At 66.2% G+C, this 17120-nt stretch carries 18 protein-coding genes; 2 read left to right on the top strand and 16 right to left on the bottom strand.

The window, feature by feature from the left end; translation table 11 throughout:
- Positions 1 to 19: 19 nt before the first annotated feature.
- The 14 genes from AC6LKG_RS06125 to fdxA form a co-directional block, all read right to left on the bottom strand.
- Entirely contained in the window at positions 20 to 427 is a 408-nt protein-coding gene (locus AC6LKG_RS06125) for an ASCH domain-containing protein (protein ID WP_498163518.1), read from the bottom strand.
- Positions 424 to 2574 carry a phosphocholine-specific phospholipase C gene (locus tag AC6LKG_RS06120; protein WP_498163517.1) on the bottom strand — a complete coding sequence of 717 codons (2151 nt, stop codon included), beginning with the start codon at positions 2572 to 2574 and terminating at the stop codon, positions 424 to 426. The genes AC6LKG_RS06125 and AC6LKG_RS06120 overlap by 4 nt, the downstream gene beginning before the upstream one ends.
- A 70-nt stretch (positions 2575 to 2644) precedes the next feature.
- Positions 2645 to 3487, bottom strand: coding sequence for a branched-chain amino acid aminotransferase (locus AC6LKG_RS06115; RefSeq protein ID WP_498163516.1), 843 nt, complete (start codon positions 3485 to 3487; stop codon positions 2645 to 2647).
- A gap of 77 nt (positions 3488 to 3564) precedes the next feature.
- Entirely contained in the window at positions 3565 to 4584 is a 1020-nt protein-coding gene (locus tag AC6LKG_RS06110) for an ABC transporter substrate-binding protein (RefSeq protein ID WP_498163515.1), read from the bottom strand.
- Between the two features lie 117 nt (positions 4585 to 4701).
- A complete protein-coding gene (locus AC6LKG_RS06105; protein WP_498163514.1) occupies positions 4702 to 5688 on the bottom strand; it encodes a branched-chain amino acid ABC transporter permease in 987 nt (328 codons plus the stop codon).
- Positions 5685 to 6572 (bottom strand): branched-chain amino acid ABC transporter permease, encoded by an 888-nt coding sequence (locus tag AC6LKG_RS06100; protein WP_498163513.1) that lies wholly within the window; start codon positions 6570 to 6572, stop codon positions 5685 to 5687. Before AC6LKG_RS06100 ends, AC6LKG_RS06105 begins: the two co-directional genes overlap by 4 nt.
- A 98-nt stretch (positions 6573 to 6670) precedes the next feature.
- Complete coding sequence (locus AC6LKG_RS06095; protein WP_498163512.1) at positions 6671 to 7885, bottom strand: ABC transporter substrate-binding protein; 1215 nt, start codon at positions 7883 to 7885, stop codon at positions 6671 to 6673.
- A 62-nt stretch (positions 7886 to 7947) separates the two neighbouring features.
- Positions 7948 to 8658: an ABC transporter ATP-binding protein gene (locus AC6LKG_RS06090; RefSeq protein WP_006389258.1), complete on the bottom strand. Its 711-nt coding sequence runs from the start codon at positions 8656 to 8658 to the stop codon at positions 7948 to 7950.
- Positions 8655 to 9428 carry an ABC transporter ATP-binding protein gene (locus AC6LKG_RS06085; RefSeq protein WP_498163511.1) on the bottom strand — a complete coding sequence of 258 codons (774 nt, stop codon included), beginning with the start codon at positions 9426 to 9428 and terminating at the stop codon, positions 8655 to 8657. Before AC6LKG_RS06085 ends, AC6LKG_RS06090 begins: the two co-directional genes overlap by 4 nt.
- Positions 9429 to 9794: 366 nt before the next feature.
- Positions 9795 to 10430: an endonuclease III gene (gene nth / locus AC6LKG_RS06080; protein ID WP_498163510.1), complete on the bottom strand. Its 636-nt coding sequence runs from the start codon at positions 10428 to 10430 to the stop codon at positions 9795 to 9797.
- On the bottom strand, positions 10427 to 11065 hold the full coding sequence (gene rsxB, locus AC6LKG_RS06075) for an electron transport complex subunit RsxB (protein WP_498163509.1): 639 nt from the start codon (positions 11063 to 11065) through the stop codon (positions 10427 to 10429). The genes nth and rsxB overlap by 4 nt, the downstream gene beginning before the upstream one ends.
- 120 nt (positions 11066 to 11185) lie before the next feature.
- Positions 11186 to 12412 (bottom strand): polyhydroxyalkanoate depolymerase, encoded by a 1227-nt coding sequence (locus AC6LKG_RS06070; RefSeq protein WP_498163508.1) that lies wholly within the window; start codon positions 12410 to 12412, stop codon positions 11186 to 11188.
- 234 nt (positions 12413 to 12646) lie between these two features.
- Complete coding sequence (locus AC6LKG_RS06065; protein ID WP_498163507.1) at positions 12647 to 13447, bottom strand: ferredoxin--NADP reductase; 801 nt, start codon at positions 13445 to 13447, stop codon at positions 12647 to 12649.
- Positions 13448 to 13493: 46 nt separating this feature from the next.
- Positions 13494 to 13817, bottom strand: a complete 324-nt coding sequence (fdxA, locus tag AC6LKG_RS06060; protein WP_006389264.1) for a ferredoxin FdxA — start codon at positions 13815 to 13817, stop codon at positions 13494 to 13496.
- A gap of 156 nt (positions 13818 to 13973) precedes the next feature.
- Here fdxA and pncB point away from each other — a divergent pair, with 156 nt between their 5' ends.
- Positions 13974 to 15149 carry a nicotinate phosphoribosyltransferase gene (gene pncB, locus AC6LKG_RS06055; protein WP_498163506.1) on the top strand — a complete coding sequence of 392 codons (1176 nt, stop codon included), beginning with the start codon at positions 13974 to 13976 and terminating at the stop codon, positions 15147 to 15149.
- 102 nt (positions 15150 to 15251) lie between these two features.
- On the top strand, positions 15252 to 15605 hold the full coding sequence (locus AC6LKG_RS06050; RefSeq protein ID WP_175133076.1) for a RidA family protein: 354 nt from the start codon (positions 15252 to 15254) through the stop codon (positions 15603 to 15605).
- Positions 15606 to 15704: 99 nt separating this feature from the next.
- On the opposite strand, the gene AC6LKG_RS06045 is transcribed toward AC6LKG_RS06050, so the two are convergent.
- Together AC6LKG_RS06045 and AC6LKG_RS06040 are read right to left on the bottom strand one after the other, a co-directional pair.
- Entirely contained in the window at positions 15705 to 16214 is a 510-nt protein-coding gene (locus AC6LKG_RS06045) for an NAD(P)H-dependent oxidoreductase (protein WP_498163505.1), read from the bottom strand.
- A complete protein-coding gene (locus tag AC6LKG_RS06040; RefSeq protein WP_498163504.1) occupies positions 16211 to 17044 on the bottom strand; it encodes a M90 family metallopeptidase in 834 nt (277 codons plus the stop codon). Before AC6LKG_RS06040 ends, AC6LKG_RS06045 begins: the two co-directional genes overlap by 4 nt.
- Between the last annotated feature and the right edge of the window lie 76 nt (positions 17045 to 17120).

Raw genomic sequence — 17120 nt, 5'->3', positions numbered from 1 at the left:
ACGCCGCGAGGCGGGCGCGTCAGCCCGCCTCGCGTTCAAACACGTCTATCACCCGGAAGCGCTCGCACACCAGCAGCATGTCCGGCGCGTAGCCGCCATTGCGGTCGAAATAATCGATGTGTCCGGACCGCCAGGCCTCGTAGGGGCCTTCGCCCTCGGCCAGGGCGAAGGCTTCGTCCACTTCGTCGAAGCGCTGGATCACGATACTGATGGTTTCGATGGCGCAGGCCGGGCGGCCGCGACCGTCCAGCACCACGTCGCGCCGGCCCGGCTCGGGCACCGGTTCCTTCTCGTCGAAGTCGCGCAGCGCGCCGCAGGTCGCGGTCTTGGCGCCGGACAGCACCAGTGCCAGCAGCTCGTCGGCCAGTTCGGGCGAATCGCCGAACTGGAAGGTCACGGCGTTTTCATAAGGGGCGGGCGGTTTCATGCAGGCAGCGTCCAATGCAAAATTAGTTCCTGGCCCATCGCGGGGTCGGAGGTGGAAGGGGCGCCGGTTTCGATGCGTCCGGCCAGGCGGCGGATGAAGCCGGGCGCGTCGTCGGCGCGCACGCTGAAGTCGTACCAGCCGCCGCTGGCGGCCAGGTCCCAGGCCAGGGTGGCGCCGACGCCGGGTGCCAGCGCCGGTTCGTGGTGGCCGGCGTAGCCGTAGGCGTTGGCTTCGACCTGGAAGCCGCGCGGCAATGCGCCCGGGTTGCGCAGCTTCAGGCGCAAGGTCGGCCCGGCGGGATCGCAGATGGCCTCGACCGACAGCGGCTCGCCATCCGCGTGCAGCCGGCCCGCGATGTGGCGATGAAAGCCATTGGGGCCAAGCACCCACAGGTCGTGGCGGCCGTCGTCTCCCATCACCGGCCAGTTGTCTTCCAGGTGCTTGCCAGCCTCGATGGTGTAGCGGCGCGGGCCGTCCTCCAGGCGCAGGCGGTCGTAAACGTGCAGAACGGCCGCGGCGGCGCCGCTGTTGTCCATGCGCAGCGCGATGCTTTCCTTGCCGGCGCTGGCCTGCACCGATAGCGCATAGGGCAGCGCGCGCGACGGCCGGATGCCGGCCTGCTGGCGCGCCAGCGCCGGCCGTTCGGGCGCGGGCGGCGTGATGGTGCCGGGCAGGGCGGCGGCCTGCGCCGCGCGCGCGGCGGTGTCGGGCAGGCCGCGGATCAGGTTGGCCTCATCGGGCGTGGCGAAATCGAAGATCGAGGTCAGGTCGCCGCAGACCGCGCGGCGCCACGGCGAAATGTTGGGTTCGGCGACGCCGAAGCGGCGCTCGATGAAGCGCAGCACCGAGGTGTGGTCGAATACTTCCGAGTTGACCCAGCCGCCCTTGGTCCAGGGCGACAGCACGTACATCGGCACGCGCGGGCCCAGACCGTAGACGCCGTGCAGGTGCGCGGCCGTATCGTCCTTTTCGGTGCCGGTGACGATCTCGTGGTATTCGCCGGTGGTGTCCACCGTCGATGCGCCGGCCAGCCGCTCATCGCGGCCGCGCGAAGGCGGGGCAGGCGGCGGCATGTGGTCGAAGAAGCCGTCGTTCTCGTCGAACATCAGCAAGAGGACGGTCCTGCTCCAGACTTCGGGGTTGGCGGTCAGCGCGTCCAGCACACGGGCCGTGTAGTCCGCGCCCTGTGCCGGGCTGGAGGGGCTGGGATGCTCGGAGCCGGCCTTGGTGGCACAGATCCACGATACCTGCGGCAGCGTGCCGTCCAGCACGTCCCGGCGCAGCAGGTCCAGGCCGCGGGTGGTCAGCGCCTTGTCCTTGAGCGCGGCCAGCGAGCCCGGCAGGTCATGGTAAGCGTCGCGGTAGGCCTTGAAGCCGGCGGTCGGGTTGAGCGAGTAGTTGTCCGCCATGTCCTGGTAGATGCGCCAGCGGATGCCGGCGCGCTCCAGCCGCTCGGGATAGGTGGTCCAGGTGTAGGCGCCGGCCGGATCGCCGCCGCCCAGCTTGTTGTAGGTGTTGCCCAGCGCCGGGCCATGGCCGCGGCCCAGGCCGTCGTTGCTGCCGCTCCAGAGGAACAGGCGGTTGGTATTGGTGCCGCCGGTGAACGAGCAGTGATAGGCATCGCACACCGTGAAGGCGCGTGCCATGGCGTACTGGAACGGCATGTCCGCTTCGGTGTAGTACGCCATCGAATGGTTCTTCTTGGCGGCCGGCCATTGGCCCATGCGGCCGGCGTCCCAGGCGTCCTGGGCGTTGGGCCAGGTGTGCGGGGTGCTGGCCACGCGCATGGCTTCATAGGCCGCGCGGGTGTCCAGCCGGAACGGCAGCACGCTGCGTGGTCCGCCTTCGTCGGGGCGGCCGTTGTATTGCGCCCAGACCGTGCGGCGCTCGAAGTCGGGGCTGGCCGGCACCGGGATGGGGAAGCGGTCGCCGAAGCCGCGTACCCCGGCCAGGCCGCCGAAGTAGTGGTCGAACGAACGGTTTTCCTGCATGAAGATGACGATGTGCTCGACATCCTCGATGGTGCCGGTGCGGCGGCTGGCGGGAATCGCCAGCGCACGGCGGATCGAGGCGGGCAGCAGCGCCAGGGCGCTGCCGGCGCCTGCGATCGCGGCGCCACCGCGCAGGAATTCGCGTCGGGATTGCATGCTGGGTCTGTCCTTGCCGTGCGGCGCCGCCCCGGCCAGGGCGGTGCGTTCCATGCGCCGCGGGGCGCGCTTACTTGCGGGTGCTTTCGGCGTAGTCCATGTACAGCTTGTGCGCGCGGCGGGCGAACGGGCCGTATTCCAGCTTGCGGTCCTCGACGCGGTTCACGTGCACCACCTTGCCATAGTTGCCGGAGGAGAACACTTCGTCGGCGGCTTCGATGTCGGCGCGCGTCAGGCTGCGTTCCTGGACTTCCACACCATCGGCCTTGAGCAGCGTCAGCACGCGGCGGCGCGTGATGCCGTTCAGGAAGGTGCCGTTGTCCACCGGGGTCGAGACCACGCCGTCCTTGGCGATCCACAGGTTGCTGGAGGCGAACTCGGCGACGTTGCCGGCGCCGTCCAGCATGATGGCATTGTCGAAGCCCTTGTCCATCGCCTCGCGGATGGCGCGCTGGCCGTTGGGGTACAGGCACGAGGCCTTGGCGTCGGTCGGCGCCATGTTGGGCCACGAACGCGCGAAGCTGGAGAAGCAGGCGGCAAAGCCCTGCTCGCCCGGCATCGGCACCTTGAAGACGTGCAGCACGAATTGGGTCTTGTCGGCGTCGGGCAGCAGAAAGCCGTCGGCGCAGAAGAACATCGGCTTGATGTAGAGCTCGCTGCCTTCGGGAAATTTGGCCACGGCCTGCAGGCACAGCGCCTGGATCTCCTGCCCGGTGATCTGCGGCTTCATCAGCATTTTTTCGGCCGAGCGCACCACGCGCTGGCAGTGCAGGTCCAGGTCGGGCGTCAGGCCGCGGAACGCACGCGCGCCGTCGAAGACCATGCTGGCCATCCAGAAGGCGTGGTCGGCGGGGCCGAGCAGTTTGGGGTTTTCGGTGGTCCAGTGACCGTTGTGCCAGAACAAGGCATCCATGATGGCTTTCCTTCGGGAGTGTCGGGTGGGCGCGAGAGCGGCGCCGAAACGTCAGGATACATGAGGCGCGGGCCGCCTCACTCCTTGTCCAGCGCCGCCTGCACCCGTTCGGCCGCCTCGGCCGGCATCCATTGGCGCCAGACCGGGCCGTACTGCTTGAGGAAGTAGCGGGCCGCATCCTCGGGTTCCTTGCCTTCGGTCTCGAGCCAGCCGAGCGTGGCGTCGATGGCGTCGCTGGGGATGGCTAGCCTGGCCAGGAACGCCGCCAGCTGCGGCGCTTCCTTGGCGAAGGCGGTGCTCACGCCGGTGACTACGGGGTTGGGCTTGAATGCGGTGGCCACTGGCTTGGCGCATTTGGGGTCGGTCAGGCAGGTGTAGGCGGCCTGGTCGAACGCCGGCAGTTCCAGCTTGACCAGGTCGAGCGCGCCAACCAGCGCGGTCGGCGTCCAGTAATAGAACACGATGTCGCGCTGGCGTTTGTAGGCCGACAAGATGGCGGCCTTCTGCGCGGCGCCAGAGCCGGGGGCGAAGAGGCTGTAGTCGCGTTCCAGCCCCAGGGCGCGCAGCAGGTTGTCGTTGAGCGTGCCGCAGGCCCAGCCCGCCGGGCAGCCGTAGATGCGGCCGCGGCCCGGCTCTTCGGGGTCGGCGAAGACTTGCTTGAAGCGCGCCAGGTCCGCGGCCGTCTTCAGGTCCGGATGGCGCTGCACCGTGTAGCGCGGCACATACCAGCCTTCGCCGGCATCGTAGACGTGGCCCAGGCCCTGCACGCGGCCGGTGGCCAGGGCCTTGTTCCAGGCGACCTCGATCTGGCCGGGCCAGACCTCGGGCGTGACGTCGACGTCGCCGCGCTGCAGCGCGGCCAGCATCGGCAGGGTTTCGCCGATTTCGACGCTGGTCTTGCAGCCATAGCCGTGCTCCATCACGTAGCGTTCGATACCGGCCAGCACCAGGTTCGATTCCCAGTTCAGGCCGCTGAAGCGCACCGGGCGGTCGATTTCACAGACGGGCTTGGCGGCATGGGCGGCCGTGGGCGCGAACAGGATGGCGGACAGCGCCAGGACGCCATGGACGGCGGCGGACAAGGGCTTGATGCGCATGGTGGAGCACCTTTCGGATTGCGTGCAGGCCATTGTAAGGGCGCGGCGCGCACGCGCCATGTGGGCAGGGCCGCATCGAGCGGCCCTGTGGTCGGGAAGGCGGCGCCGGGCCGCGCGTCAGGCGCGCGCGGTGGCGCGCCGTTTCTCGATCAGCGCGCCGATCTCGCCGACGATGCCGCGGCGGAACGCCAGCACGCAGATGACGAAGATCAGGCCGATCACGATCGTGACCGATTCGCCCAGGCGCAGGAACCAGTCCATGCCGGTCAGGCTGGCCATCATCTGGCCGAAGTCGCCGACTTTGTTTTCCAGCAGCACCACGATGAAGGCGCCCAGTATCGGCCCGGTCAGCGTGCCCAGGCCGCCGATCAGCGTCATCAGGATCACCAGGCCCGACATCTGCCAGGTGGCGTCCGACAGCGTGGCCGAAACGAATACCAGCGTCTTGGTGGCGCCGGCCAGGCCGGCGATGGCGGCCGAGAGCACGAATGCCAGCAGCTTGAAGCGGTCCACGTCGTAGCCGAGCGAGATTGCGCGTGGTTCGTTTTCGCGCAGCGCCTGCAGCACTTGGCCGAACGGCGAATTCACCGTGCGCCAGATGATGAAGTAGCCGATCGCGAACACACCCATCACCAGGTAATACAGGTTCAGGTCGTCGGACAGGTCGACGATACCCAGCAGGGTGCCGCGCGGCACGCTCTGCAGGCCGTCCTCGCCACCGGTGAAGTGGGCTTGCAGGAAGAAGAAAAACACCATCTGCGCCAGGGCCAGCGTGATCATCGCGAAGTAGATGCCGCTGCGGCGGATCGCCAGCGCGCCCATGGCCAGGCCCAGCAGCGCGGCTACCGCGACGCCGAACAACAGGCCGATCTCCGTCGGCACGCCCCAGACCTTCAATGCGTGCCCGGCGGCATAGGCGGCACTGCCCAGGAACGCCGCGTGGCCGAACGACAGCAGGCCGGTGAAGCCCAGCAGCAGGTTGAAGGCGCAGGCGAACAGGGCATAGCACATGATCTTCATGACGAAGATCGGATACACCCCGACGAAAGGAAGAATGGCCACCACGACGGCCAGGACCGCATAGCCCAGGAATTGACGATTCATTTCTCTTTTCCGAACAGCCCGGCCGGGCGGAGCAACAGGACAATGGCCATGATGATGAAGACGACCGTGCTGGACGCCTCGGGCCAGAACACCTTGGTCAGGCCTTCGATCACGCCCAGGCCCAGCCCGGTGACAATAGCGCCCAGGATCGAGCCCATGCCGCCGATCACGACGACCGCGAACACCACGATGATGAGGTTGGAGCCCATCAGCGGCGAAATCTGCAGCACGGGGGCCGCCAGCACGCCGGCAAAACCGGCCAGCGCCACCCCGAAGCCGTAGGTCAGCGTAATCATCCGCGGCACGTTGACGCCGAAGGCCTCGACCAGCTTGGGGTTCTCGGTGCCGGCGCGCAGCAGGGCGCCAAGCCGTGTGCGCTCGATCACGAACCAGGTCGACATGCACACGATCACCGATGCCACCACCACCCAGCCGCGATAGTTGGGCAGCACCATGAAGCCCAGGTTGGTGGCGCCGCGCAGCGCGTCGGGGGTGGGGTAAGGCTGGCCTGAAACGCCGTAAAAACTGCGGAACAGGCCTTCGATCAGCAGCGTCAGGCCGAAAGTCAGCAGCAATCCGTAAAGGTGGTCGAGCTTGTAAAGGTGCTTGAGCAGCAGCTTCTCGATGAGGATGCCGAACAGGCCGACCACTATCGGCGCCAGGATCAGCATGATCCAGTAGTTCAACCCCAGGTACGACAGCCCCATCCAGGCGACGAAGGCGCCCAGCATGTAGAGTGCGCCGTGCGCGAAGTTGATGACGTTCAGCAGTCCGAAGATAACGGCCAGGCCGAGCGACAGCATGGCATAGAAGGAACCATTGACCAGTCCCAGCAGCAACTGGCCGAACAAGGCCTGTATGGGGATGCCGAAAATATCAGTCATCTTGTGAAAATCCTGCGCGTACGAAGGGAAGCGGGCAAATTCAGGATGCGACCCGGCCGCGCGGGCCGGGGCGCATCAATGGGTCGCATCGACGGGAATTACTTCTTGACCAGCTTGCAGGTCGACTCGGACAGCTTGGTGTAGACCTCGTCGCCCGGCAGCGTGGCGACGACCTTGTAGTAGTCCCACGGCGCCTTGGATTCGGCCGGCGTCTTGACCTGCATCAGGTACATGTCATGGATCATGCGGCCGTCTTCGCGCACATAGCCGCCCTGGGTGAAGAAGTCGTTGATCTTGTTCGACTTCATCCACTTCATGAGGGCGTCGGCATCGTCGCTGCCGGTGGCCTTCACGCCGTTCAGGTAGAACGTGACCGAGGAATAATCGGCGGCCTGCAGCATGGACGGCTTGCGGCCGACCTTGGCTTCGAACTTCTTGGACCAGGCGCGCGAGGCATCGGATTGGTCCCAGTACCAGCCGTCGGTCAGGTACATGCCCTTGGTGGCTTCCAGGCCGAGCGAGTGGATGTCGTTGATGAACACCAGCAGGCCCGCCATCTTCATCGTCTTGGTGACGCCGAATTCGTTGGCGGCCTTGATCGAGTTGATGGTGTCGCCGCCGGCATTGGCCAGACCCAGGATCTGCGCCTTGGAGGCTTGCGCCTGCAGCAGGAACGAGGAGAAGTCGGAGGCGCCCAGCGGAGCGCGCACCTGGCCCTTGACTTCGCCGCCGGCCGCCTTGACCACCGCCATCGTGTCGCGCTCGAGCGCGTGGCCGAAGGCATAGTCCGCGGTCAGGAAGAACCAGGTCTTGCCGCCGTCCTTCACCACCGCCGAGCCGGTCCCGCGCGCCAGCGCCACGGTATCGTAGGCATAGTGCACGGTGTAGGGCGTGCATTGGGAGTTGGTCAGGTCGGAAGCGCCGGCGCCGATGGCGATGAAGGGCTTTTTCTTTTCCGCCGCCACCGCGGCCATGGCCAGGCTGGTGGCCGAGTTGGTGCCGCCGATGATCACGTCGACTTTCTGCTGGTCGAACCATTCACGGGCGCGGGCCGAGGCCACGTCGGCCTTGTTCTGGTGGTCGGCGGACAGCACTTCGATCTTCTTGCCGTTGACCGAGCCGCCGAAATCCTCGATCGCCATGCGGATGGCTTCGAGGCCGGCCTTGCCGTCGATGTCGGAGTAGACGCCGGACATGTCGGTGATGAATCCGATGCGGATGACATCGTCGGAGATTCCTTGTGCCTGGGCGGGTGCCCCGGCGAATCCCAGGCCCGCCATGGCCAGTGCAGCAGTGATGGTGTGCAGCTTCATGGGATGACTCCTCTTCCCTTTGGTGTATGGGATGCCGGGAACCCGGCGGGTGACAGGTTGCTTTAGACGCCCAGCAGTTCGTTGAGCGTGTCCTGTTTCTCTGAAAGTTCTGCGGCTTCGAAATGTTCGACGATCTGGCCGTGCTCCATGACGTAGAAGCGATCGGCCAGCGGCGCCGCGAAGCGGAAATTCTGTTCCACCATGACGATGGTGTAGCCGCGCTGCTTGAGCGCGGTGATCATGCGGGCCAGCGCCTGTACGATGACCGGCGCCAGGCCCTCGGATATCTCGTCCAGCAGCAGCAGGTTGGCGCCAGTGCGCAGGATGCGCGCCACGGCCAGCATCTGTTGTTCGCCGCCCGACAGACGCGTACCGGGCGAGTGCCGGCGTTCCTGCAGATTGGGGAACATGTCGTAGATCTCGGCCAGCGACATGCCGCCGCCGAGCGATCCGACCACGGGGGGCAGCAGCAGGTTCTCTTCGCACGACAGGCTGGCGAAGATGCCGCGTTCCTCGGGGCAATAGCCCACGCCGAGGTGGGCGATCTTGTAGGTGGGCAGGTCGATGGCTTCGGTGCCATGGATGCGCACCGAACCCTTGCGCGAGCCGGTCAGGCCAAGAATGGCCCGCAGCGTGGTGGTGCGGCCGGCGCCGTTGCGGCCCAGCAGCGTGACGACCTCGCCCTGGCCCACGCGCATATCCACGCCATGCAGGATATGCGATTCCCCGTACCAGGCCTGCAGGCCCGAGATTTCCAGTGCCGGGGTGCTCATGCGTGCGCTCCTTGCAGTTCGCCGTCGGTGGTGCCCATGTAGGCTTGCATCACGGCGGGGTGGCGGGACACTTCGGCATAGGTGCCCTCGGCCAGCACGGCGCCGCGCGCCAGCACGGTGATGGTGTTGGCGATGGAGGACACGACGTTCATGTTGTGTTCCACCATCAGGATGGTGCGGCCGGCGCTGACGCGCTTGATCAGTTGCGTGACGCGGTCCACGTCCTCGTGGCCCATGCCCTGCGTGGGCTCGTCCAGCAGCATCAACTCGGGTTCCATCGCCAGCGTGGTGGCGATTTCGAGCGCGCGTTTGCGGCCGTAGGGCAGGTTGACCGTGGTTTCGTTGGCGAACGCGCCCAGGTCGACTTGCTCGAGCAGTTCCAGCGCCGGCGCGTTCAGCGCGGCCAGGCGCTTGTCGCTCTGCCAGAAGTGGAACGACAGCCCGGTCTTGCGTTGCAGGCCGATGCGCACGTTCTCGAGCACGGTCAGGTGCGGAAACACCGCCGAGATCTGGAACGAACGGATCACCCCGCGCCGCGCGATCTGCGCCGGACGCTCACCGGTGATGTCGATGCCATTGAACTTGATGGTTCCCGAGGTGGGAGAAAGAAACTTGGTCAGCAGGTTGAAGCATGTGGTCTTGCCCGCGCCGTTCGGCCCGATCAAGGCATGAATCTCGCCTCGCTTGATACGCAAATCGACCCCATTGACCGCGACAAAACCGCGGAATTCCTTGGTGAGGCCTTTTGTCTCCAGGATCGTGTCGTCCATGTCCGCTGCACCGGCGTTGTATTTATTTGGACCCTGCCCGGCGTTATGCGCAGAGCCCCCCGCGGGGTAAGGAAAGCCGGCGAAATCGCACGGTTTTCTATAAGAGTTGCCGGCGAGTATGCGCACCTCTGAATCAAAATTCCATGAGGGTTTGTCATAGGTTTTGCGGTGCGGAAAGGTGAATTGTCAAATGGCGGACAATTCGCATGGCGGCTGGGCGAAAACCCTATGGCCAGACGCAACGCGTTGCAGCAAATCCATATTGGCCGTCATCGATCCGTCATCGTTGCCGGCATCGGGAAAACCCGGTTTGGCCGCCGCGGCGCACGAGGATTCCGCAGAAATGCGGCGTGCGTGACGCCCAGCTCACGCCGGGGTTTTATCTTTGTATTCGCAGAGATCGGAAATGCCGCATTGCGGGCATTTGGGTTTGCGCGCCACGCACACATAACGGCCCTGCAAAATCAGCCAGTGGTGCGCATCCTGCATATATTCGCGCGGCACGAATTTCTCCAGTTTCAGTTCGACTTCCAGCACGTTCCTGCCCGGGGCGATACCGGTGCGGTTGGCGACGCGGAAAATGTGTGTGTCGACCGCCATGGTGGGCTGGCCGAAGGCGGTGTTCAAAACCACGTTGGCCGTCTTGCGGCCGACACCGGGCAGCGCCTCCAGCGCTTCGCGGGTTTGCGGCACTTCGCCGCCGTGCCGTTCGATCAGGAGGCGGCATGTGGCGATCGCGTTCTTGGCCTTGGTGCGGTACAGGCCGATCGTCTTGATGTAGTCCGCCAGGCCTTCCTCGCCCAGCGCCAGCAAGGCCTGTGGCGTGCCGTAGCGGGGAAAGAACTTGCGCGTGGCGATGTTCACCGACTTGTCGGTCGCCTGCGCCGACAGCAACACCGCGATCAACAACTGGAACGGCGTCTCGTATTCGAGTTCGGTGGTGGGATGGGGATTGGCCGCCTGCAGGCGGGCGAAGATCTCTCGGCGTTTGGCGGCGTTCATGGGCGCGGCGTGGTGCGGCGGGCGCGGGCACGGGCCAGCGCGGATTCGATGGCGGCGCGCTTGCGGTCTTCGCTCTGCGTGTCGGCGGTAAGGGGGGGGGCGGGCTGGGCCGCGGCCTCCGGGGCCATCAGGCGGGCGTTGTCCGCGGCCAGACGTTCCAGGCGCGCCTGATGACGCTGGTGGCGCTGGCGCCCGGCGCTGGCGTCCGCGGCGCTCCAGGCGCGGCCGGCGGGCACCATCTGGATGCAATCGACCGGACAGGGCGCCACGCACAGGTCGCAGCCGGTGCACCAGTCGGGCAGCACGGTGTGCATGTGCTTGTTGGCGCCGACGATGGCATCGACCGGACAGGCCTGGATGCACAGGGTGCAACCGATGCAATGCGCTTCGTCGATGCGGGCCACCAGCAAGGGGCCGGGCTCGCCGCGACTGCGGTCCAGCGGCAACACGGCGGTCTCCAGCAGCGAGGCCAGCGCGGCGATGCCTTCGTCGCCGCCTGGCGGGCAGCGGTTGATCGGGGCGGAGCCATCGGCGATGGCGTCGGCATAGGGCCGGCAGCCGTCATAGCCGCACTTGGTGCATTGCGTCTGCGGCAGCAGGGCGTCGACGCGGTCGGCGAGAGAACGACAGGACATGGCGAACAATGAAAAACGTAAGGCGCCGCGCGGGCGCGAAACCGGGCGTGGCCGCGCGGGCGGAAAAACAAACGGGGCCGCTCGGGCCCCGTGGACTACGGTTCGGCGGGACGCGCGGCCCTAAGCCGATTGCCGGATGAACTCCGCAATTTTAGGACAGATCATTTCGCGCCAGCGGCGGCCCGAGAAAATCCCGTAGTGGCCGCAGTTGGGGGCGGTGTAATGCATCTTGCGATCGGCCGGGATGTTCTTGCACAGCTTGATGGCCGCGCGCGTCTGGCCCTGGCCGGAGATATCGTCCAGCTCGCCTTCGATGGTGAACAGCGCGACCTTCTTGATGTCGGCCGGACGCACAAGCTGGCCGTCGACTTCCCAGGTGCCGTTGGGCAGGGCGAACTCCTGGAACACCATGCGGATGGTGTCCAGGTAGAACTCGGCCGGCATGTCCAGCACGGCGTTGTATTCGTCGTAGAAGCGGCGGTGGGCCTCGGCGTCGCTGTCGTCGCCGCGCAGCAGGTCCAGGTAGAAGTCGTAGTGCGACTTCATGTGGCGGTCGGGATTCATGGCCATGAAGCCGGCGTGCTGCAGAAAGCCCGGGTAGACCTTGCGGCCCGACCCCGGGTAGCGCGGCGGCACCGGGTGGATGACCTGGCTTTCGAACCACGAATAGGGCTTGGTGGTGGCCAGGCGGTTCACCTGCGTGGGCGACTGGCGCGGATCGATCGGGCCGCCCATCATGACCATGCTGCGCGGCTGGCAGGGATCGTTGGCCGAGGCCATCAGCGACACGGCGGCCAGCACCGGCACGGTCGGCTGGCAGACGGAGATGACGTGCACGTCCGGCCCCAGGTGGCGGATGAAGTCCTGCACGTAGCGCACATAGTCGTTCAGGTGGAATGGCCCGGCCGACAGTGGCACCATGCGCGCGTCGATCCAGTCGGTGACATAGACGTCGTGGCCGGGCAGCAAGGCGCGCACGGTGTCGCGCAGCAGCGTGGCGTGATGGCCCGACAGCGGCGCCACCAGCAGCACCTTGGGATCGTCCTGCGGGGCCTGGCGCACGTCGCGGTGGAAGTGCACCAGGCGGCAAAAGGGCTTGTCCAGCACGACCGTTTCGGTGACTCGGACCGACTTGCCGCCGATCTGCGTGGCGGGCAGGTTCCATGCCGGTTTCTGGTATTCCTTGCCGATACGCGTCATCAACTCGTAGCCGGCGGCCATCTGGCGCGAGATCGGGGTGTAGGCGAGCGGGCTGTAGGGACTGGAGAACAGCTGGGAACCGGCGTCCGTGAATGCAGCGAACGGAGTCAGGAAGGCGCGCTGCATTTCGTGCAATTGGTACAGCATTGGGGAAGTCCTTCTGGGTCGTGCGTGTGCCCCGATTATTGCGCCGGGGAGTAACGGTATTTCCAATTTGTCTGACGAAAGCGTCGGAAAACCGGAATTTTTGTTGCAAAAATGCGACCCGTCATCCCTTGCGCACCAGTTTAGGGCGGAATCGGGTGGCGCCGGCAGCGTGAAAAAGGGGGATTTTCGCCGTAGGCCGGATGGGCCGGGGGGCGGGCCGGGACCGGCGCGCGATCACCAGTAGTTTTCCACCGCGAGGTTGCCGGGGATGCCGCGGCGGCCCGGCTTGAAGCCGCGCTCGCCCAGGAGCTTGCGGGCATCGGCGAGCATGTCCGGATTGCCGCAAAGCATGATCTTTGCCTGCTCCGGGTCCAGCGGCAGGCCCGCCAGGCGTTCCAGGCCGCCGTCGGCGAGCAGGGTGGTCAGGCGCGCCTGCGGCATGCCGGGCAGCGCCTCGCGGGTGGCGATCGGCAGGTACGTCAGCTTGTCCGGTTCGGCCGCGAACAGCTCGGCCAGGGACGGGTCATGGCGCCAGCTTTCGATTTCCTCGCGGTAGGCCAGCTCCGCCGCGGTGCGCACGCCGTGCACCAGGACGATGCGGCGATAGGCGCGCCACACGGCCGGGTCGCGCAGGATCGACAGGTAGGCCGACAGCCCCGTGCCGGAGGCCAGCAGCCACAGGTCGCCACCGGGGGCGAAGCGTTCCAGCGTCAGGAAGCCGTAGGGGGCTTTTTCGACGTACAGGGCGTCGCCGGGTTGCAGCCGCGCCATGCGCGGGCTGAACAGCCCCTCGGGCACGACGATGGAATAGAACTCCAGCCAGGGCTGGTGCGGGGCCGAGACCATCGAGTAGGCGCGCCACAGGGTGGGCGGTCCGGCGGGATCGTCGGCATCCGGCAGGCCGACGCGTGCGAACTGGCCCGGCAGGAAGGCATACGCATCATCGCGCGTGGTGCGCACCGAGAACAGCTTGTTGGGCACCCAGGTATGGACGTGGGTGACGGTCTGGCGCGTGTATTTGGAGTCGTCTGTCATCGGCGCATCGCACGGCGCGGGCCGGGGACGGCCGCGCGCTCGCGGATCATTTTTCCAGGTATTGCAGCTTGTCCTGCTTGCCGTTCCATTCGTCGGCGTCGGGCAGCGGCTTCTTGGCGCGGCTGATGCTGGCGAACTCGGGCGACAGCTCGGCGTTCAGGGCGATGAAGTTGAGCTGGTCCTGCGGCACGTCTTCCTCGGCGTAGATGGCGTTGGCCGGGCATTCGGGGATGCACACGGCACAGTCGATGCATTCGTCGGGGTCGATCACCAGGAAGTTGGGACCCTCACGAAAACAGTCCACCGGGCATACGTCGACGCAATCGGTGTATTTGCACTTGATACAGTTTTCGGTGACTACGTGGGTCATTCTGAGGAACTCCGGGCAGGCGGCATTTGTGTCTTGTTGGGCGGATTTTACCCAATGCGAGGCCGATACGCCGCCAATACCCTGTTGACATCGTGGCGCAATGGGGGGTGGGCCGGGCCCGCTATGCTATGGTGTCGCGAAACGATACGCGCAATCATGATAATCACCTCGCTGCTCGACACCGACCTGTACAAATTCAGCATGATGCAGGTGGTGCTGCATCAGTTTCCCGCTGCCCAGGTCGAGTACCGTTACAAATGCCGGACGCCCGGGGTCAATTTGCGCCCCTACCTGGACGAAATCCGCGAAGAAGTGCACCAGCTATGCCAGCTGCGCTTCACCGAGGACGAACTTAAATATCTGGGCGGCTTGCGTTTCATCAAAAGCGACTTCGTCGACTTCCTGGAACTGTTCCATTTGCCCGAGCGCTGCATCAGCATCCAGGAAGGCGAGGGGCCGGGCGAGATCAGCATCGAGGTCAAGGGCCCCTGGCTGCACACCATTCTCTTCGAGATCCCGGTGCTGGCCATCGTCAACGAGGTCTACTTCCGCAACACGCGCAAGAGCCCGGACTGGGCCGAGGGCCGCAAGCGCCTGCAATCCAAGATGCACCTGGTGCTGGACGACCCGGCGCTGGCCGATTTCCGCGTGGCCGAATACGGCACCCGCCGTCGCTTTTCCAAGGTCTGGCACGAAGAGATCGTCTCGACCATGAAGGCGCAGATGGGGCCGCACTTCGCCGGCACCAGCAACGTGCTGCTGGCCAAGCAGCACGAGGTGCTGCCGCTGGGCACCATGGGCCACGAATACCTGCAGGCCTGCCAGGCGCTTGGCCCGCGGCTGCGCGATTCGCAGGTGTTCGCGCTGGAAGTGTGGGCCAAGGAATACCGCGGCGACCTTGGCATCGCGCTGTCGGACGTCTATGGCATGGACGCCTTCCTGCGCGACTTCGACATGTATTTCTGCAAGCTGTTCGACGGCGCGCGCCACGACTCGGGCGATCCCTTCGTCTGGGGCGAGCGGCTGCTCGAGCACTACCGCAAGAACCGCGTCGACCCGCGCGCCAAGACGCTGGTGTTCTCGGATTCCTTGACCTTCCCGCGCGCCATCGAACTGGCGCGCCAGTTCGCCGGACGCTGCAAGGTGTCATTCGGCATCGGCACCAACCTGACCAACGACCTCGGCCACGAGCCGCTGCAGATCGTCATGAAGATGGTTCGCTGCAATGGCCAGCCGGTGGCCAAGGTGTCGGATGCGCCCGAAAAGACCATGTGCGACGATCCGGCTTATCTTGCCTATCTGCGCCAGGTCTTCCAGCTACCGCCCGCCTAGCGCCGGTCACGCCGGAAAGACGCTTGGCGCAAGCCGGGCAGGGTAAAGTTCGTCATTCTTCATATTGTTCCAACCCGTCAACTCGTCATTAGGGGAATATTCATGAGCAGCATCAAGCGCTTCCACGTCGCCAAGCGCCTGTCGGACATGGCCGTCTACAACGGCGTCGCGTACCTGGCGGGCCAGGTGCCGGACGATGCCACGCTGGACATCACCGGCCAGACCGAGCAAGTGCTCGCCACCATCGACCGCCTGCTGGCCGAAGCCGGCAGCGACAAGACCAAGATCCTGATGGCCCAGATCTACGTGGCCAACATGAAGGAATTCGATGGCATGAACAAGGCCTGGGACGCCTGGGTCGCCGACGGCAACTCGCCCCCGCGCGCGACCGTCGAGGCCCGCCTGGCCAATCCCGACTTCAAGGTCGAGATCGTCGTCACCGCCGCCGTCGCCTGATTGGCGCGGGCATGACGAAAGCCCTCCGGCTTGCCGGAGGGCTTTTTTATTTCTGGGGTCGCCGCGTCCCGTCCTGCGTACTGGCCGCCGGGCCTGCTGCTAACCTGCCGTCAGCAGCAGGCCCGCCAGCAGGCCGCCGGCCTCTTCGCACCGTGTCAGGTCGGCTGGCGCAACGGTCTTGGGGGCGGCGATCTGCGACGGCGTCTGCGCGCCCAGATTGACGATCAGCGCCGGCGCCACGGCCCGCAGGCGCCAACCGGTGCAGATGCGTTCCACCTGGCGCGCCGCGCCGGCGCCATCGCTGCCGGCGCTGACCAGGCAGGCGTAAGGCCGGCCCGGAATGCGGTCGAGCACGTCGTAATAGCAGCGGTCGAAGAATTCCTTCATTTCGCCGCTCAGGCTGGCCAGGTTCTCGGGCGCGCAGAACAGGAAGCCGTCGCCGGCCAGGACCTCGTTCGCCTGGACATCGCCGGCGCGGCGCAGATCCACGGCCAGATCGTCGGCTTGCTCCAGCAGCGCGGCGGCCGTGGCCGCGCCCCGCGCGGCGGCCGCTGCCATCTGGCAGGCCGCGCCGGTGCGGGAATGCCATACGATCAGCAGCCGTTTCATCGATAGCGCTCCAGCGGGTCCTGGCGGTAATAGGCCCGCAGCAGGCCGAACCACTCGGGCAAGGCCTGGGCCATGGGGCGGGGGTCGACGAAGAAGTGTTCCGAGCTGACGGCGAAGAACTCGGCCTCGTCGGTGGCGGCGTAAGGATCGAGCGGCAACTGGCCATACCAGGCGTCGGCCTCGGCGCTTTCCGGATCGACGTCGTGGGGAATGGAGGCCTCCACCGCGTCCAGAGCGGCGATGAAGCGGTCCAGGCTGTCGTCCAGGATGCGGCGCCAATCGCGCGGCTTGAGATCGCCATGCGCGGCCAGCGATGGCATGCCGTCGGCAGCGCCCGCCTGCAGGTCGAGTTTGTGCGCGAATTCGTGGATCACCACGTTGAAGCCGCCTTCGGACAACTGGGTGTCCTCCCAGGACAGCACCAGAGGGCCGCCATCCCAGGCCTCGCCGGCGGCGTCCTCCAGGTATTCGTGCATCACGCCGTCCTCGTCCATCCGCTTGCGCGGGATGCGGAATCCGGCGGGATACACGATGATCTCGTCCCAGCCCTCGTACAGCGTGGGTGTCAGGTTCAGGATGGGCAGGCTGGCCTGGGCCGCGATCGACAGCCGCATGAAGTCGGTGACCTCCAGGCCCTGGGCGCCATTGATCGTCTTGCTGGCCAGCAGCCAGGCCGAGCGCGCCAGCAACTGCGCGGATTCGTCGGCGTCCAGCGCCGCCAGGAAGGGGTGGGCGTCCAGCACCTGCCGCCAGAGTTCGGGTGCGATCCGGGCCTGCATCTGCGCCACCTCGGCGGCGCGCGCGCCCCGGCCCTTGAGCCAGCGCAACATAAGCTTGGGTTCCTTGTGTATATATGCCCGGTGGTTGCCGGGGTTTTCAGCGTTGATTCCCAGGGCCTGTGCGAGG

The organism is Achromobacter sp. 46006 (assembly GCF_059761975.1).
Note: the sequence above shows the minus strand (reverse complement) of the source record. Positions and strands in the feature narration are given on the sequence as shown.

Bases quoted from the DNA above. Each gene is read 5' to 3' on its own strand.
- AC6LKG_RS06125 (WP_498163518.1), bottom strand. From the start codon at position 427: ATGAAACCGCCCGCCCCTTATGAAAACGCCGTGACCTTCCAGTTCGGC.
- AC6LKG_RS06120 (WP_498163517.1), bottom strand. From the start codon at position 2,574: ATGCAATCCCGACGCGAATTCCTGCGCGGTGGCGCCGCGATCGCAGGC.
- AC6LKG_RS06115 (WP_498163516.1), bottom strand. From the start codon at position 3,487: ATGGATGCCTTGTTCTGGCACAACGGTCACTGGACCACCGAAAACCCC.
- AC6LKG_RS06110 (WP_498163515.1), bottom strand. From the start codon at position 4,584: ATGCGCATCAAGCCCTTGTCCGCCGCCGTCCATGGCGTCCTGGCGCTG.
- AC6LKG_RS06105 (WP_498163514.1), bottom strand. From the start codon at position 5,688: ATGAATCGTCAATTCCTGGGCTATGCGGTCCTGGCCGTCGTGGTGGCC.
- AC6LKG_RS06100 (WP_498163513.1), bottom strand. From the start codon at position 6,572: ATGACTGATATTTTCGGCATCCCCATACAGGCCTTGTTCGGCCAGTTG.
- AC6LKG_RS06095 (WP_498163512.1), bottom strand. From the start codon at position 7,885: ATGAAGCTGCACACCATCACTGCTGCACTGGCCATGGCGGGCCTGGGA.
- AC6LKG_RS06090 (WP_006389258.1), bottom strand. From the start codon at position 8,658: ATGAGCACCCCGGCACTGGAAATCTCGGGCCTGCAGGCCTGGTACGGG.
- AC6LKG_RS06085 (WP_498163511.1), bottom strand. From the start codon at position 9,428: ATGGACGACACGATCCTGGAGACAAAAGGCCTCACCAAGGAATTCCGC.
- nth (WP_498163510.1), bottom strand. From the start codon at position 10,430: ATGAACGCCGCCAAACGCCGAGAGATCTTCGCCCGCCTGCAGGCGGCC.
- rsxB (WP_498163509.1), bottom strand. From the start codon at position 11,065: ATGTCCTGTCGTTCTCTCGCCGACCGCGTCGACGCCCTGCTGCCGCAG.
- AC6LKG_RS06070 (WP_498163508.1), bottom strand. From the start codon at position 12,412: ATGCTGTACCAATTGCACGAAATGCAGCGCGCCTTCCTGACTCCGTTC.
- AC6LKG_RS06065 (WP_498163507.1), bottom strand. From the start codon at position 13,447: ATGACAGACGACTCCAAATACACGCGCCAGACCGTCACCCACGTCCAT.
- fdxA (WP_006389264.1), bottom strand. From the start codon at position 13,817: ATGACCCACGTAGTCACCGAAAACTGTATCAAGTGCAAATACACCGAT.
- pncB (WP_498163506.1), top strand. From the start codon at position 13,974: ATGATAATCACCTCGCTGCTCGACACCGACCTGTACAAATTCAGCATG.
- AC6LKG_RS06050 (WP_175133076.1), top strand. From the start codon at position 15,252: ATGAGCAGCATCAAGCGCTTCCACGTCGCCAAGCGCCTGTCGGACATG.
- AC6LKG_RS06045 (WP_498163505.1), bottom strand. From the start codon at position 16,214: ATGAAACGGCTGCTGATCGTATGGCATTCCCGCACCGGCGCGGCCTGC.
- AC6LKG_RS06040 (WP_498163504.1), bottom strand. From the start codon at position 17,044: ATGTTGCGCTGGCTCAAGGGCCGGGGCGCGCGCGCCGCCGAGGTGGCG.